General features: G+C 68.9%; 16 protein-coding genes and 1 pseudogene. 11 read left to right on the plus strand and 6 right to left on the minus strand.

The features are described 5' to 3' along the window. The 4 genes and pseudogenes from SALPAC4_RS28925 to SALPAC4_RS26390 form a co-directional block, all read right to left on the minus strand. Positions 1-104, minus strand: a pseudogene (locus SALPAC4_RS28925) (SigE family RNA polymerase sigma factor); the annotation flags it as partial. 272 nt (positions 105-376) lie between these two features. Then, positions 377-550: a hypothetical protein gene (locus SALPAC4_RS27930; protein ID WP_019870113.1), complete on the minus strand. Its 174-nt coding sequence runs from the start codon at positions 548-550 to the stop codon at positions 377-379. Positions 551-660: 110 nt separating this feature from the next. Beyond that, the gene (locus SALPAC4_RS26380) at positions 661-1,140 is read right to left on the minus strand and encodes a hypothetical protein (RefSeq protein ID WP_019870114.1); all 480 of its coding nucleotides are present in this window, start codon (positions 1,138-1,140) and stop codon (positions 661-663) included. Between the two features lie 388 nt (positions 1,141-1,528). Next, positions 1,529-2,029 (minus strand): SigE family RNA polymerase sigma factor, encoded by a 501-nt coding sequence (locus tag SALPAC4_RS26390; RefSeq protein ID WP_080640877.1) that lies wholly within the window; start codon positions 2,027-2,029, stop codon positions 1,529-1,531. Positions 2,030-2,154: 125 nt separating this feature from the next. On the opposite strand from SALPAC4_RS26390, the gene SALPAC4_RS0109420 reads away from it, so the two are divergent. The 4 genes from SALPAC4_RS0109420 to SALPAC4_RS0109435 all read left to right on the plus strand — a co-directional run bounded on the left by SALPAC4_RS0109420 (position 2,155) and on the right by SALPAC4_RS0109435 (position 6,513). Beyond that, positions 2,155-2,919 (plus strand): ABC transporter ATP-binding protein, encoded by a 765-nt coding sequence (locus SALPAC4_RS0109420; protein WP_027644820.1) that lies wholly within the window; start codon positions 2,155-2,157, stop codon positions 2,917-2,919. Next, positions 2,904-4,595, plus strand: coding sequence for a hypothetical protein (locus tag SALPAC4_RS0109425; protein WP_019870116.1), 1,692 nt, complete (start codon positions 2,904-2,906; stop codon positions 4,593-4,595). Before SALPAC4_RS0109420 ends, SALPAC4_RS0109425 begins: the two co-directional genes overlap by 16 nt. Positions 4,596-4,694: 99 nt before the next feature. Continuing rightward, on the plus strand, positions 4,695-5,255 hold the full coding sequence (locus SALPAC4_RS0109430) for a sigma-70 family RNA polymerase sigma factor (protein WP_397537987.1): 561 nt from the start codon (positions 4,695-4,697) through the stop codon (positions 5,253-5,255). Further along, a complete protein-coding gene (locus SALPAC4_RS0109435; RefSeq protein ID WP_019870117.1) occupies positions 5,248-6,513 on the plus strand; it encodes a hypothetical protein in 1,266 nt (421 codons plus the stop codon). The genes SALPAC4_RS0109430 and SALPAC4_RS0109435 overlap by 8 nt, the downstream gene beginning before the upstream one ends. Before the next feature lie 98 nt (positions 6,514-6,611). On the opposite strand, the gene SALPAC4_RS0109440 is transcribed toward SALPAC4_RS0109435, so the two are convergent. Together SALPAC4_RS0109440 and SALPAC4_RS0109445 are read right to left on the minus strand one after the other, a co-directional pair. Beyond that, positions 6,612-6,797 (minus strand): DUF397 domain-containing protein, encoded by a 186-nt coding sequence (locus SALPAC4_RS0109440; RefSeq protein WP_027644822.1) that lies wholly within the window; start codon positions 6,795-6,797, stop codon positions 6,612-6,614. Beyond that, positions 6,794-7,579: a helix-turn-helix domain-containing protein gene (locus tag SALPAC4_RS0109445; protein WP_027644823.1), complete on the minus strand. Its 786-nt coding sequence runs from the start codon at positions 7,577-7,579 to the stop codon at positions 6,794-6,796. Before SALPAC4_RS0109445 ends, SALPAC4_RS0109440 begins: the two co-directional genes overlap by 4 nt. Before the next feature lie 547 nt (positions 7,580-8,126). On the opposite strand from SALPAC4_RS0109445, the gene SALPAC4_RS0109450 reads away from it, so the two are divergent. From SALPAC4_RS0109450 to SALPAC4_RS0109480, 7 genes are all read left to right on the plus strand, one after another. After that, positions 8,127-8,834, plus strand: a complete 708-nt coding sequence (locus tag SALPAC4_RS0109450) for a flavin reductase family protein (protein ID WP_019870120.1) — start codon at positions 8,127-8,129, stop codon at positions 8,832-8,834. Between the two features lie 135 nt (positions 8,835-8,969). Then, positions 8,970-9,338, plus strand: a complete 369-nt coding sequence (locus SALPAC4_RS0109455) for a DUF485 domain-containing protein (RefSeq protein WP_018733028.1) — start codon at positions 8,970-8,972, stop codon at positions 9,336-9,338. Next, on the plus strand, positions 9,316-10,989 hold the full coding sequence (locus SALPAC4_RS0109460; RefSeq protein WP_019870121.1) for a solute symporter family protein: 1,674 nt from the start codon (positions 9,316-9,318) through the stop codon (positions 10,987-10,989). The genes SALPAC4_RS0109455 and SALPAC4_RS0109460 overlap by 23 nt, the downstream gene beginning before the upstream one ends. A 145-nt stretch (positions 10,990-11,134) precedes the next feature. After that, positions 11,135-12,112 carry an NAD-dependent epimerase/dehydratase family protein gene (locus tag SALPAC4_RS0109465; protein ID WP_019870122.1) on the plus strand — a complete coding sequence of 326 codons (978 nt, stop codon included), beginning with the start codon at positions 11,135-11,137 and terminating at the stop codon, positions 12,110-12,112. A 70-nt stretch (positions 12,113-12,182) separates the two neighbouring features. Then, positions 12,183-13,490 (plus strand): LCP family protein, encoded by a 1,308-nt coding sequence (locus tag SALPAC4_RS0109470; protein ID WP_080640879.1) that lies wholly within the window; start codon positions 12,183-12,185, stop codon positions 13,488-13,490. Positions 13,491-13,753: 263 nt separating this feature from the next. Beyond that, the gene (locus SALPAC4_RS0109475; protein WP_019870124.1) at positions 13,754-14,692 is read left to right on the plus strand and encodes an LCP family protein; all 939 of its coding nucleotides are present in this window, start codon (positions 13,754-13,756) and stop codon (positions 14,690-14,692) included. Between the two features lie 48 nt (positions 14,693-14,740). Further along, positions 14,741-15,076 carry a rhodanese-like domain-containing protein gene (locus tag SALPAC4_RS0109480; RefSeq protein ID WP_019870125.1) on the plus strand — a complete coding sequence of 112 codons (336 nt, stop codon included), beginning with the start codon at positions 14,741-14,743 and terminating at the stop codon, positions 15,074-15,076. The last annotated feature ends 3 nt before the right edge of the window (positions 15,077-15,079 follow it).

The raw sequence follows: 15,079 nt of genomic DNA on the forward strand, positions 1-15,079 counted from the left end.
GCATCCTGCGCCTCACCCAGATCACCACCCAGCGCATAAAGCACCGTGACAACCCGATGTCGCGTGCTGCGGTAAAACTCCGCGAAACCGTCTTCCGCATCCACTAGGCTCCACCCCTCTCAACTTCGCCACTATCACCCGCCACGAACCAGGACGGTTGCCGAAAACATCCAGCGATCGACATCACAGTGAAGAACCAACTGGTCCTAGCCGACCGGCTGCGTCCACGGACGCGATGTAGGACTTGCCCGTAATAGGCGTGCTGCGTAGATAGGTAACAATCCCGTGATAGGGGTCTTGCGTCACGCCTGGTCTCGTCCCGGATCGGCGGCGTCCAGCCCGGGCCCTCCACCACGGCGAGGCCCGGAGCCGGGAATCATCTCAACAGGCGGCGTCGATGGGCCACCAGTTCGCCCTGTCGCACGAAGAGCCAACGGGACGTCAGGTCGCCGATCCGACCAACCAGCAACGACTCGTCCCCCGCGAGGTCCGAGGCGAAGACCTCCATCCCCTTGCTGCTGTCCGGGTCTCGGGGCTTACCGCCGGCCACCTCCCGCCGAACGTTTCCATCACAGCCGGCCGGCGGCGCCCGCCGAAGTAGTGTGCAGAGACCGTAGCCAGGGCCCTCCGCTGCGGGAGAGCCCTGGCCCATAGCTCAGCTCAGCAAGCGTCGGTACCAGCACAGAGACGTGCTGCCACCTTCTGCGCGAGTGGCCTCGCCTCGGCTCCGGTCGTTTGGTACTCAAGGTCCAGTTGAGCAACCAGGTCGCCCTGCCGGACGAAGAGCCACCGGTTGGGGATGCCCTGGATCACACCGGCAACCAGCACCGAATCCGCACCGGCCAGGTCCTCGGCCAGGATCGAAAGCGAACTGTCAGGGACGAGCATCTTGCAGCCCGCGACAAACTGGCGCACGTTCTCCATCACGGTGAGCGCATCGTCGCCCGAATGGCGGGTGACCCGTTGGTTGATCCACTCGGTCGGCGACCGGTAGACCATGCCGCGTCGACCCACCTCACCCTCCAATAGGGATGGCTGCTCGCTGCTGCAGTAGATGGCCACCGATTCCAGTGCCCAGTCCCCGTCCAGGTCGTCCTTGACGGCCTCGAAGCCGTCGGGGAAGTCGGAGGCTTTCAGCATCGCGGCTGCCGGGACTGTCTGCGGCGGTGGCTCCGACTGAGCCGGGGCCGGAGCCACCGGACTGCTGGGCGTCGTCGACGGCGCCTGCGTCGGCGAGGGTGGGCGGGAGGGCGTCGGGCTGCTGCTGGGGCTAGGCGAAATACTGGGCGAGAGGCTGGGCGAAGTGCTGGGTGAGGGGCTGTTCGTCGCGGGTGGTGCCGGTGGCGCCGGTTCCCGGCCTTCGGCCAGGGCCACCGCACCAGTAGCAACCACAGCGACAGCGACAACGCTTGCCAAACCAGCAACAAGACGGGTCTGCCGGGTCCGCCGCCGGGCACGCGCACGCACCTGATCAACCGGATCCCAATTCAAAGCTTCAGTATCACGATACAACTCGGAAAAAAACGAATCAGACATGATTGACCTCCTCCGGAAACGAGGTGTCAAGAAGGACAGCAAGAGCTTTACGCCCACGAGCAAGACGAGCCTTCACAGTGCCCGTCGGCGCACCCGTCTGATCAGCAATCTCAGCAACAGACAGATCCACCAGATGATGCAAGACAACCGCCTCCCGCTGCTCACTCGGCAACTGCCGCAACGCAGCTACCAACGCCACAGTGTTCTCCGACGGAGGCCCAGCGGCCGCACCGACACCATGCCGGCGATACGCAGAAATTCCATTACGAATCTTGCGCCAACGATTCACCAACCGCCGGTGCCCAACAGTCCGCACCCACGCCTCCGGATCGTCGTACGTGCTGATCTTCGACCAACGCTGCCAAGCCCGCACATACGCCTCCTGCGCAGCATCCTGCGCCTCACCCAGATCACCACCCAGCGCATAAAGCACCGTGACAACCCGATGTCGCGTGCTGCGGTAAAACTCCGCGAAACCGTCTTCCGCATCCACTACGCTCCACCCCCTCTTAACTTCGCCACTATCACCCGCCACGAAGCAAGACGGTTGCCCAGAGACACCCAACAATCGCCACCACAGTGGAAGACTGGCTGGCCCTGGCCGACTACGGTTTACGAATGACAGCAGAGCACCCCGCCCTCGCGCTGCGCGGTCTGGTGAAGCGCTTCGACGCGAAGATGGCCGTGGCCGGCGTTGACCTGACCGTGCCGGCCGGCTCGTTCTACGGGCTCCTCGGGCCCAACGGCGCCGGCAAGACGACCACGTTGTCAATGGCCGTGGGGCTGCTCCGGCCAGATGCCGGCGGCGCCTGGGTGCTCGGCCACGACGTCTGGGCCGACCCGGTACGGGCGAAGCAGCTCCTCGGCGTCATGCCCGACGGCGTACGCCTCTTCGACCGGCTCAGCGGCGCCGAGCTGCTCGCGTACCACGGCCTGCTGCGTGGCATGGACCCGGCGGTGGTCAACCAACGCGCGGCGGAGCTGCTGGACGTACTCGCGCTCGCCGACGCCGGCCGGACCCTGGTGGTGGACTACTCGGCCGGGATGAAAAAGAAGATTGGCCTGGCCTGCGCGCTGCTACACGGCCCCCGGCTGCTGGTGCTGGACGAGCCGTTCGAGGCGGTCGACCCGGTGTCGGCGGCACTGATCCGGGACATCCTCACGCGGTACGTCACCGGCGGTGGCACCGTCGTCTTCTCCAGTCATGTGATGGAGGTCGTGGAGCGGCTCTGCTCGCACGTGGCGATCCTCGCCGACGGCGCCATCAAGCGGGTCGGCACCCTGGACGAGGTCCGCGGAGAGCAGACGCTGGAGCAGGTCTTCGTGACGGTCGTCGGCGGACGCACCGCGACCGGTGAGGAGCTGGCGTGGCTGTCGCGGTGACCGACGCGGTATCCGATGTGGGGGCGGCCCGGCGGGTCTCGGCCTGGCACTTCGTCCGACTCAAGCTGCGGGTGCTGGGCAACAACTTCCGGGGCCAGGGTTGGCGGGTCGGCCTCTTCGTGCTCGGCGCGTTCGTTGGGCTCTGGTTCGCTGCCTTCGGCTTCTTCCTCTTCGCCGCTCCGGGCCTCGCCGGCAACGACCAGTACGCGACGCTGCTGGCGGCCTTGGGTGGTGGGCTGGTGGTGCTGGGCTGGTTCCTGCTGCCGCTGATCTTCTTCGGGGTCGACGAGACGCTGGACCCGGCCCGCTTCGCGCTGCTTCCGCTGCCCCGCCGGACCCTGGTCACGGGTCTCTTCGCGGCGGCGCTGGTCAGTGTTCCGGCGGTCGCCGTGCTGCTGGCCGCCACCGGTTTGGTCTTCACCGCGGGGGTCTTCGGCGGCTGGCCGGCCGCCCTCACGCAGGCGGTCGGGGTGCTGGCGGGCCTACTGCTCTGCGTCGCCGCCGCCCGCGCCGTCACCAGCGCCTTCGCCACGATGCTGCGTTCGCGTCGGGTCCGCGACCTGGCCGCGGTCCTGCTGGCGGGGGCCGCCGCCCTCATCGCCCCGGTGCAGCTGGCCGCCGCCGCCGCGCTGCAGGACGCGGACTGGGACCGGCTGGCCGCGGTGGCGGCCGTGGTCGGCTGGACACCGTTCGGCGCGCCGTGGACGATCGGCATCGAGGTCGCGCAGGGGCGGGTCTGGGCCGCACCGGTGAAGCTGATGATCACGGCATTCACCGTGGTGGCGCTGCTGCTCTGGTGGTCTCGCTCACTGGAGTCGGCGATGATCGGCACCGCGAGCAGCGGCAGGACGTCAACCCGGTCACCGGCGACCGGCACCGCTGTCACGCAGCTCTTCCCCCGGCTGCTGGGCTGGCTCCCCCGGGGCCGCTTCGGCGCGTTGGTGGCGCGGGAGGCACGCTACTGGTGGCGGGACGCCCGCCGACGGGCGAACCTGATCACGTTGGCCGTGGTCGGCCTCTTCGTCCCGGTCATGCTCAACCTCGGCAGCGCCGGCCTCACCGGGGGCGGCGGCGCCACGGAAAGCTCGTCCCCGGTCCTGGTCACTCTCTCCATGGTCTTCGTCGGGGTGCTCGCCGCCACGACCCTGGCCAACCAGTTCGGCTTCGACGGCAGCGCGTACGCAGCGCATGTGGTGGTGGGGGTGCCGGGCGCGGTGGAGCTGCGGGCCCGGATTGCGGCGTTCTCGCTCTACCTGCTGCCGCTGGTTCTGCTCATCTCCGGGGTGCTCGCCCTCCTGGTGCTGGGGCAGCCGGGGTGGATCGGCCTGACGGCGGGGAGCCTGCTCGCCACCTTCGGCGCCGGGCTCGCGGTCAACACCCTGCTGTCGGTACTCGGGGCGTTCTCGTTACCGGAGACGAGCAACCCGTTCGCGATGAACAGCGGCGCCGGGGTGGCCCGCAGCCTCCTCGCCATTCTGTCCATGCTCGCCTCGGCGGTCGCGGTGATCCCGATGGTGGCAGCCGCCGCGCTACTCGGCGACGTCTGGCTCTGGCTGGCCCTGCCGGTCGGCGCGGCGTACGGGCTGGGGGCGGCGCTGCTCGGCGCCTACCTGGCCGGCGACGTGCTGGACCGGCGGCAGCCCGAACTACTGGCGACCATCACCCCCCGTCGCTGAAAACTTCGACCCGTTGAACCGCAACCCTCGATGGTGTCAAGGGGTCTGCTGAGTAGTGCCGCGATCAGGCGGCCAGCCAGCAGGGGAGGCGCCAACGTGATGGTAGGGACACACGGCCCGGGGGAAACCCGGGAAGAACCGCCACCCGCGGTCACGGAGGGCGCGGGTGGTGTGGGTGACAGCTTCGAGGAGTTCTACGCCGCCACCTTCCAACCATTGATGCTCCAGCTCTACGCCTACACAGCCGACGTTGACCAGGCCCGCGACGCGGTCCAGGAGGCATTCAGCCGGGCCTGGCCCCGCTGGAACAAACTGGTCCACTACGACCACCCAGCGGCTTGGATCCGCACCGTCGCCATGAACGTCGCCCGCAACCGCTGGCGTCGGCTCCGCGCCGCCCGCGCGCATGCCCGCTTCCGCCGCGACGACGTCACCGAAGGACCAAGCCCAGACCGGGTGGCGCTGGCCCGCGCACTCGCCACGCTGCCCGAAAAGCAGCGACGGGCCATAGTCCTCTTCCACGTGGCCGACCTCAGCATCACCGAGATCGCCGACCAGGAAGGAGCCGCTACCGGCACCGTGAAGTCCTGGCTGCACCGAGGCCGGGCCGCACTAGCCGCCGCACTCTCCGACTCGGGGACGGAGGAAGCCGATGCCTGAGAACGACAACACCCCAGACCTGGACGACTTCTTCACCGCATTCAACTCAGGTGGACCACTGGCGATACCAGCCGGCGCCGTCGCCGCACAGCACGTCGCCCGCCGCCGTCGTACCACCCGGCTGGTCGCCGCCGGTGTCCTAGCCGTGGCGGTACTCGCCGCGACCCCAGCCATCGCCGCTACCTGGCCCGATCAGGATCCACCCGTACCACCAGCCAACACACCGACACCGGAACCGCCCCCGACGACGTCTCCGGCTCCATCCAGCTCCCCCAACCCGTCCGCCTCCCCAACCCCGTCGGCCACACCCAGCACCGCACCACCGGACGGCCAGATCGGGAAGACGGAGCTCGGCAACGCCACGCTGGAGCTCCCCGCCTGGCCCGATTACCTGAAGGACCACTGCCCAGCAGGACGAGTGAAGTTCTCCGACGGCACCGCCCAGCTCGCGCCCAACTCGGAACTCCGGATCGCAATCTCCGAGGTCAGCCACGTCGACTTCGATCGGGACGGAGCGAAGGAGACGGCCGCTTTGATCAACTGCAGTGGGATTGAGATGGGCGAGTCGCGGGTCCTCGCCTTTGACCGGGACGCCTCCGACAACATCGTGACGATGGGTCTGGTGACCGGGCACACCGGCGACATCGCCTGGATCAAGGGGATCCGCGCGAAAGGCACCGCCGTCGAGGTGGAGGTCGTGGACGCAGCCGGCGAAGGAGTCGTGGACGGGTTCGCACAGTCGCAGTGGCGGGCCTACTCCTTCTCGGGCAAGGGCTTCGTCCAGTCTGGCGGACCGAGCACGTTCCCGCCGAACCCGCACGTCAGCGACCTCTCCATCAGCGGGCATGACGTGCAGCTCGTGCCAGATGGCGCGGACACGGCGTCCGGCACGCTGAGCCTGACCGTCAGCAACCAGGGTCCGCAGCGGGCCACCGACCCCTTTCTGACGGTGGATCTGCCAAGTGAGGTCACGATCACCTCGCCACCCGCGAAGTGCGAGACGTCGAAGACTCCGAGCGGTACGCGCTATCGATGCTGGCTGCCGGCGCTGGCGGTGAATGCCGACTCCGTCGTCAACCTTCCGCTGTCCGCGCCGCAATCCGTACTCGGAGGGGCGCAGCCCAGCCAGTGGGACGCCAACATCGTCTGGGGTTTCACCGGAACAGAAACCGGAGACGGCAAAGGCTGGCCCTACCCCGAGCCCGACGGCGCCGAGGCCGACAACTCAGCGAAGGGAAACCTGCTGCCAGCCCCGTAATCAACACACGGAGCCGCCCAGCGATCGCCACCTCGGTCGCTGGGCGGACGGCGCGTCCGCCGGTCACGCGGGGCGCAGCCAGGCGGGCCCGCTGCCGGTCAGCGGAGGCGGGTAGCGGCGACGAACGTGCGCCAGGACTCGGGGCCGAACGTCAACGCGGGGCCGGCCCGGTCCTTGCTGTCCCGCACCAACACCACCCCGGCCAGATTGTCCGCCACCTCGACACAGTTGCCTTCATTGGCCGACCTGGTTGGCTTCCGCCATCGTGGCTCGGCACTCATCATGGCGTCACCTTCAGCTTGTTGATCATATCGATGGAGACACGTTCGTTCAGGGCCTCGCCGAGTAGATGCTCCCACTTGCGCTGCACCAAGCGTATCCACTCCGGGTAGTCAGCGATCTGTCCCCGGGCCGCGTTGTCGAGGCAGAGCAGATTGTCGCTTCCGGGGAGTTCCGCGATCACGAAACCCCCACCCATGGAGGCGTGGGCACCAACCTCGAGCGGCAGGATGTGTAGGCGCACCTGCGGTAGCTCGACCGCTTCGAGTAACCGACTGAGCTGCCGATCCATGACAGCACGCCCTCCGACAGGTCGGTGCAGGGCACTCTCGTCAATTACAAACACGCACTCGGACGACTCGTTCTGATGGAGGACCAGCTGCCGCCTCATCCGGAGACTGACGAGTTCCTCCACCCGCTCGGTTCGGTACAATCCGCCCGCCGAAACCACCGCTCGCGCATACTCCTCGGTTTGCAGGGGGCCGGGGATCAGACAGGGTTCGAAGTAACACAGTCGGACTGCTCGCTCTTCGTGCCCCGGCCAGGATTCAAACCAGGACGGCCCACCCCTGCCCTCATCCTCCTGGAGCAGAATGGTGAGGAGTCCTCCCGTTCCTAATGCCTGATCGGCAGCAACGGCGAACTCCATGGTTGGGCGACGCCGGCCGGTTTCGATCGCAGCCACGGTGGACGGGCTCCATCTGATCGAAGCGGCTAGCGCCTCCTGTGACATTTCTGCGCCCGCCCGAGCAGCCTTGAGTGCCCGGATCCACATCTCGACGTTCATCCTCACCTACCAGGTAAGTACGTGACCGCGTTCTGTAGTAAGCACTGGCATCCTCCCCCGCCCGGAGCACCGAGTCCAGGGTGGAAGCTGCGCGGCCCGGCTGGTGGAGGCGACGACCCGGTGGTCGGTCCTGCGTCGGGTCGCCCCGGTCACTTTCGGTCGGGGCGGCCCGCTAGCTGGAGGAGGCAGCGATGCTCAGACTGTTCCGACGAAACAGCGCGTCGCGGTGGTACCGCCGCAGGGGCCGGCCGCCGGCATTCAGCCCACGGGGCACGACGGCGTTGGGGCGGGCGCCAGCCCCGCCGCAACAGCCTCCAGCGTGGGCCAGCTGGCCCACGCTGGAGTCACCCCGACCGGGCCGAGCGGGCTGGCTGACCCCGGCGCAGACCTGGCGGGCCAACGGTGGCCGCTGGTGAGTAGAGCGCGACCACCAGCGGGCCGCCCAGCGGCGAGCCGAGTGGTGCCGCACGTACCGATGCGCCCGCTCTGGCGGTGTCGGGCGTGTGGCGCCCCCTGGCCCTGCCAACCGGCGCGGCTCGCGTTGTTGGTGGAGTACCGGCACGATCGACCGGCGCTCCTCGTCTACCTGGGAACGCTGCTCGCGGAGGCGGCAGCGCAGCTCGCGCCTCCGCACCGGAGTGAGCTGTCGGACGGACTGCGGGAACGCTTCGTCGGCTGGGCGCGGGCCGGGGACGGCAGAATGTTCCACGTGAATCATGAGCCGGGCGCTGACATCCACCACACCGACCCGTTCGCCGTTCCCACCGGCCAGCGGTCCCCCGTACGCCGGCTGCGCGGTCGGCTGGCGACACCGGTGACGCTCTGGACGGCGCCCGGCCCGGCCGGGTTGACGGTGTCCTCGACGCTGGTGGCGGAGGGTGAGCCGGACCGGCTACTCGGGTTGGTTGACCCGGAGTCGGAGCTGTGGGCGGCGGCCGAGGCGGCGGGGCGCTTCGCGGTGGCGCCACTCGGCCCGGCGCACCGGCAGCTCGCCGACCGGTTCGCCGGGCTCTTCCCGTCGCCGGGCGGCCTCTTCGCCACCGGCGACTGGACCGACACCGAGTACGGCCCGGTCCCGTCGGACGCCGGTGGCTGGACCGGCTGCCGCCTCGACACCGCTCGGGAGTACGGGTGGGCGCTGCTGGTGGAGGCCACGATCGTCGCCGTCGAGCTGGTTGAGGAGGCGGAGCCGCTGCTGCACTACCGGGGCCGGTACCGCGAGATCACCGGAGGCGGTCGCCGGTCACCGGAGTGAGCCAGGTCACTCGGCGCAGCCACGGTGCCGTTCGGCGCAGCTGACGACCAGCGACGATCGCCGCCTTCCGGGCCGGGTAGCGGATTCCCTACCGTGCGCGAAACCCCGGATACCTGTGAAGGTGGTGAGCCACGGATGTCCACGGACACACCCGCGTCCGCCCCGGCCGAGTCGGCGGCGGAACGCTATCTGGCCGTGCAACGGTCGGCCGAGTTCGCCGGGTTGCGGCGAGCGTTGCGCGGCTTCGTCTTCCCGATGACCGTCGCGTTCTTCCTCTGGTACGCGCTCTACGTGATCCTCTCCGCGTACGCGCGGGACTTCATGGGCACGAAGATCGTCGGCAACATCAACGTGGCGCTGGTCTTCGGCCTGCTCCAGTTCGCCTCCACCTTCCTGATCGCCTGGCTCTACTCCCGGTACGCCGCCCGCCGGATCGATCCGGTGGCGGACCGGATCCGCGCGGAGTTCGGGGAGGTGACCCATGACCACGGTCCTCGCGGCTGAGGCGGGTGACAGCACCGCCCGGAACCTGACCCTCACGCTCTTTCTCGTCTTCGTGGCGGTGACGCTGGCGATCACGGTGTGGGCCAGCCGGCAAACCAAGACCGCCACCGACTTCTACGCGGGTGGCCGCTCCTTCTCCGGCTTCCAGAACGGCATGGCGATCGGCGGCGACTACATGTCGGCGGCGTCGTTCCTCGGCATCGCCGGCCTGATCGCCCTCTACGGCTACGACGGCTTCCTCTACTCGATCGGCTTCCTGGTCGCCTGGCTGGTGGCGCTGCTGCTCGTCGCCGAGCTGTTGCGCAACTCCGGCCGCTACACGATGGCCGACGTGCTCGCCTTCCGGATGCGGCAGCGTCCGGTGCGGACGGCCGCTGCGGCCTCCACCATCACAGTCTCGATCTTCTATCTGCTCGCTCAGATGGTAGGCGCGGGGGCGCTGGTCGCACTGCTGCTGGGCATCAAGCCGGGTACGACCTTCCTCGGCCTGGACGCGGACGCCGCCAAGATCGCCACGATCATCATGGTCGGCGCGCTGATGGTCACCTACGTGACGGTGGGCGGCATGAAGGGCACCACCTATGTGCAGATCGTGAAGGCGTTCCTCCTGATGGGCGGCGCCGTCGTGATGACGCTGCTGGTGTTGGCGAAGTACAAGTTCAACCTCTCCGACCTGCTCGGGGACGCGGCGGACGTCTCCGGCAAGGGCGCCGCCCTCCTCGGTCCGGGGCTGCGGTACGGCGTCGAGACCCCCGGCGACGCCCTGACAACCTTCTACAGCAAGCTGGATCTGCTCTCCCTCGGCGTCGCGCTGGTGCTCGGCACGGCCGGCCTGCCGCACATCCTCATCCGCTTCTACACCGTGCCGACGGCGAAGGCCGCCCGGAAGAGCGTCCTCTGGGCGATCGGCATCATCGGCACCTTCTACCTGCTCACGCTCGCCCTCGGCTTCGGCGCCGCGGCGCTGGTGGGAAGCGAGGCGATCACCGCGCAGGACCGGGCCGGGAACACCGCCGCACCGCAGCTCGCCGAGGTGTTGGGGGTGGACTTCCTCGGCGGGGAACTGGGCGGGGCGACCCTGCTGGCGGTCATCGCGGCGGTCGCCTTCGCGACGATCCTGGCGGTCGTCGCCGGTTTGACCCTGGCCTCCTCGTCCAGCCTGGCGCACGACTTCTACGCCAACGTAATCAAGAACGGCACCGCCTCCGAGCGGCAGGAGGTGGCCGTCGCGCGGATCTCCGCCCTGGTGATCGGCGCGATCTCGATCGTCCTCTCCATCTTCGCGCAGAACCTGAACGTCGCCTTCCTGGTCGCCCTCGCCTTCGCGGTGGCCGCGTCGGGCAACCTGCCGGCGATCCTCTACAGCCTCTTCTGGCGGCGGTTCAACACCAACGGCGCGGTCTGGGCCATCTACGGTGGCCTCTTCGCCGCGGTCTTCCTGGTCTTCTTCTCTCCGGTCGTCTCCGGTTCGCCGACCGCGATGTTCCCCGACCAGGACTGGCAGTGGTTCCCCCTGTCCAACCCGGGCCTGCTCTCCATCCCGTTCGGCTTCCTCTGCGGCTGGTTCGGGACGGTGATCTCCAAGGAGCGCGACGATCAGCGCTACGCCGAGTTGGAGGTTCGCTCGCTCACCGGCGCGGGCGCGCACTGACCGTCCCGGGGCGGCGACATCGCGGTCCGGGCGGCGACACCCTGGGCCGAGCCGGCGGCACCCGGGCGGGCCGGGCGGGGCGACGATGCCCCGGCCCGGCCCTTCCGCGCCGGGCGGGAACCGACTGCTCGGTAGGGTGGCCGCCATGAAGGTTGTGCAACGCTTCGGCCCCGGTCATCGCATCCTCGTCACCGGTGGGGCGGGTTTCGTCCCCTCCCACCTGGTGGACGCCCTCCTCGCCCGTGGCTGCACGGTCGTGGCGGTGGACAACTTCGTGACCGGTTCCAAAGAGAACGTCGCCCACCTGGCGGAGACGTCGACCTTCACGCTCATCGAGGCGGATATCTCCGACGGGCTTCCCGAGCACCACCCCGCCCTCGCCGAACGGTTCGACGCCATCCTGCACATGGCGTCACCGGCCAGCCCCACCGACTTCGAGAAGCTGCCGGTGGAGATCCTCCGGGTCGGCTCGGTCGCCACCCTGCACCTGCTGGACCGGGCGGTCGCCGACGGCGCCCGGTTCCTGCTGGCCTCCACCTCCGAGGCGTACGGGGACCCGTTGGAGCACCCCCAGCGGGAGACGTACTGGGGCAATGTCAACCCGATCGGGATCCGGAGTGTCTACGACGAGTCGAAGCGGTTCGGCGAGGCGGCGACGATGGCGTACCACCGGAGCCGGGGGGCGGACGTCGCCATTGTGCGAATCTTCAACACCTACGGCCCACGGATGCGGCCAGACGACGGCCGGGCGATCCCGACGTTCATCGCCCAGTCGCTGCGCGGCGAGCCAATCACCGTGCACGGCACCGGGGATCAGACGCGCTCCATCTGCTACGTCGATGATCTGGTGCGGGGCATCCTGTTGCTGCTGGATTCGACCGAGACCGGGCCGGTCAACTGCGGGACCGAGCACGAGCTGAGCATGCGTCGACTGGCAGAGTCGATCGTGTCGCTCTGCGAGAGCAACTCCGAGGTGACCTATGTCACCCGGGCTGCGGATGATCCGAAAATGCGTCGACCGGATCTCACCCGGGCCCGGGAACTCCTCGATTTCGAGCCCGAAGTTACGCCCGAGGAGGGCCTGCGCCGCACGATTGCGTACTTCCGCGACCGGCTCGGGTAGCCGCCCGCGGCGGTCCATCGACGAAATCGGGTGCCACCGGCTTACAGCATCCCGACGTACCCTGACTCGCATGTCAGCGACCACCGCCGCCGCTTACCCGCTCCCGCACCTGAGTCGCAGCACCGGGCGGGCACGGGTGGGCGGCCCCACCACCGGACATGCCCGCCCCGCGCCGACAGGCTGGAACCCCGCGCCGGTCGGACCGACCGGCGGCGGGCCGCTCGGCCCCGGCGGGCCGGGTGGTCCCGGCGGGCCCGGTGGGCCGGGCGGTCCCGGCGGGCCCGGTGGGCCGGGCGGTCCCGGCGGGCCCGGTGGCCCCGGCGGTCCCGGTGGGCCGGGGGGCCGCTCCGGCCCGGGCCGACCAGGGCGGCGTGGCTCACGCCCTCGCTGGGTCCGGATCGCGTTGGTGGCCGGAGTCGCCGTCCTGGTGTTCGCGCTGCTCGCCGCCACCGGGGCCTGGGTCTACGCTCGTGGCCTCGACAATGATCTCGCCCGGACCAATCCGTTCCCGCCGGGGGAAGCCCAGGACCGACCGGTCAAAACGGTTGATGGCGCGCTGAACATCCTCCTCGTCGGCACGGACTCCCGGGATCCGGACGCGCCGATGGACCAACGCGGCGAGTGGCGCGCCGACACGATCATGGTGATGCACATTCCCAGTAACCACCAGGAGGCATACCTGGTGTCGATCCCCCGTGACCTGTACGTGCCGATCCCGGAGAGCGCGGACGCCGACTGCGACTCGGGGCAGCGCCGAAAGATCAACGCTGCTTTCGCCTTCGGGGGCCTTCCCTTGGCGGTCCGCACCGTGGAGTGCTTCACCGATGTCCGCCTCGACCATGTCATGGCGATCGACTTCGGCGGGTTCGAAGAGGTGACGGACGCCCTCGACGGCGTTGATCTCACGGTGGAGAAGACGATCACCTCGATCCACAAGCCCTACCGGACCTTCACCGAGGGCGTCAACCACATGGACGGCGCCGAGGCGCTGGACTGGGTCCGGCAGCGCAAACAGTTCGCCCGGGGCGACTTCGACCGGATGCGGCACCAGCAGGAGTTCCTCCAAGCGCTGATGAGCAAGGCGGCCAGCACCGGGACGCTCACCAACCCGATCAAGCTGAACGACTTCCTCAAAGCTGTGACCGCCGCGGTCACCGTTGACGAGGACTTCTCCCTCATCGACATCACCCTCCAGTTCCGCAACCTGCGCGGGGAGAACCTGACCTTCGTGACCAGCCCGCACAACGGCAGCCAGACCATCAACGGCGAATCGGTCGTGGTCTCCGATCGGGAGCAGGCGCTCGCGATGTACCAGGCGATCTCCGCGGACAAGATGGCCGACTGGGTCGCGGCGAACGAGAGCGACGACGGCAGCTGATTCCACGCCGGGGCGACGCCGCCGCCGGCGTCGCCCCGGCGGATCCCCGTGGGTCCGCCACTTCGACGCCGACCAGGTTGGGAACCGGCGAACGGACCCGACGGTGGCCCGACGGACCGTAGCCTGACGTGAGAATTACTCACAGACGGTGGCGGGGAGGAAACACGTCCAGGTCGAGGGGCGGACAGGAGCGGGCCGACGCGGGCGTCCGGCGCGGACGGCCACGTTGGGCCCGCCTCCTAATCGGCATCGGCCTCGCGCTGGTGCTCCTGGCCGGCCTCGCCGCGGTCGGCCTCTACCGGCTCGCCCAGCGGTACGACCAGGCCGTAGAAAGGGAAGAACTGCTCGACCCGGACGCCCGGCGGAGCCGGACAGATCTGGACGGTCCGCTGAACTTCCTGCTCGTCGGCACCGACCGCTGGCGGAGCAGCACCACCGCCGACCGAAGATCGGACACCATCCTCATCGTGCACGTGCCGGCGGGCGGGCGTGAGGCGTTCCTGATGTCCGTACCCCGAGACCTTCTGGTCACCATCCCCGCCGCCCCTGGCTTCGGTGGCGGAGAAGACAAGATCAACGCCGCCTACCAACACGGCGGTGGTGGAAAGTCCGGCACCCAACTACTCTCCGCCACTCTCGCTCAGCTCACCGGCATCCGCTTCGACGGCGCAGCAAAGATCGACTTCTCCGGCTTCCGCGATGTCATCGACCACCTCGGCGGTGTACGCCTGTGCGTTGACACCGAATTCCGCTCGATCCACACCGACCGGGTCTTCACCCCCGGCTGCCAGGAGATGGACGGCGGCACTGCGCTGGACTTCGCCCGCCAGCGTTACGACCTGCCCAACGGCGACTACGACCGGCAGGCCCACCAACAGCAGCTACTCCGGGCGATAGTGCAGCGCGCCTCCGAGACCTCGATCCGCACCAACCCGGTCCGCCTGGACCAGGTGATCCGAGCGGTCGGCAACTCGCTGACCGTGGACACCAACGGCGTACCCCTGGCGGATCTGATTCTCGCGCTGCGGGACCTGCCGGCGGACGCCCTCCGCGGGATCCAACTGCCGTCCTACCCGCAGACCATCGACCAGGTCTCCTACGTCGTCCTCCAGGAAGACAGCGCCGGCCTCTTCGCCGCCGTCCAGAACCAACGGGTGCCGCAGTGGGTCCAGGCCAACCCCCGGTGGGTCACCCAGCTCTGACCAACCGGCAACACCCACCCGGAGAGCGCGGCCCCTAAGCTGGAAGCCGTGTTCGGACCCCGCGTACCCACCGTGACCGTAACCGAGATCAACGACGACGTGTACCTGCTCGATGTCCGGGAGGACGACGAGTGGATCGCTGGTCACGCACCCGGTGCCCACCACCTACCGATGACCCAGCTGCCCACCCGGCTGACCGAAGTGCCCGACAACCGGGAGGTGGCCGTCATCTGCCGATCTGGCGGGCGCTCCGCGCAGGTCGTCACCTATCTCCTGCGCAACGGCTGGGAGCAGGTACGCAACGTCGAAGGCGGGATGGGCGAATGGGCCGCCACCGGACGGCCGGTGGTCGGCGGCGACGGACAGCCAGGCCGGGTCCTGTAGCCG

The sequence above is a fragment of the Salinispora oceanensis genome (assembly GCF_000383575.1).
Taxonomy (GTDB): Bacteria; Actinomycetota; Actinomycetes; order Mycobacteriales; family Micromonosporaceae; genus Micromonospora; species Micromonospora oceanensis.

Excerpts from the sequence above, each read along its gene's own strand:
- SALPAC4_RS26380 (WP_019870114.1), bottom strand. The coding sequence starts at position 1,140 with ATGCTGAAAGCCTCCGACTTCCCCGACGGCTTCGAGGCCGTCAAGGAC.
- SALPAC4_RS0109445 (WP_027644823.1), bottom strand. The coding sequence starts at position 7,579 with ATGAACGTCGAGATGTGGATCCGGGCACTCAAGGCTGCTCGGGCGGGC.
- SALPAC4_RS0109435 (WP_019870117.1), top strand. The coding sequence starts at position 5,248 with ATGCCTGAGAACGACAACACCCCAGACCTGGACGACTTCTTCACCGCA.
- SALPAC4_RS0109455 (WP_018733028.1), top strand. The coding sequence starts at position 8,970 with ATGTCCACGGACACACCCGCGTCCGCCCCGGCCGAGTCGGCGGCGGAA.
- SALPAC4_RS0109430 (WP_397537987.1), top strand. The coding sequence starts at position 4,695 with ATGGTAGGGACACACGGCCCGGGGGAAACCCGGGAAGAACCGCCACCC.
- SALPAC4_RS0109470 (WP_080640879.1), top strand. The coding sequence starts at position 12,183 with ATGTCAGCGACCACCGCCGCCGCTTACCCGCTCCCGCACCTGAGTCGC.
- SALPAC4_RS0109440 (WP_027644822.1), bottom strand. The coding sequence starts at position 6,797 with ATGATGAGTGCCGAGCCACGATGGCGGAAGCCAACCAGGTCGGCCAAT.
- SALPAC4_RS0109460 (WP_019870121.1), top strand. The coding sequence starts at position 9,316 with ATGACCACGGTCCTCGCGGCTGAGGCGGGTGACAGCACCGCCCGGAAC.
- SALPAC4_RS0109465 (WP_019870122.1), top strand. The coding sequence starts at position 11,135 with ATGAAGGTTGTGCAACGCTTCGGCCCCGGTCATCGCATCCTCGTCACC.
- SALPAC4_RS0109420 (WP_027644820.1), top strand. The coding sequence starts at position 2,155 with ATGACAGCAGAGCACCCCGCCCTCGCGCTGCGCGGTCTGGTGAAGCGC.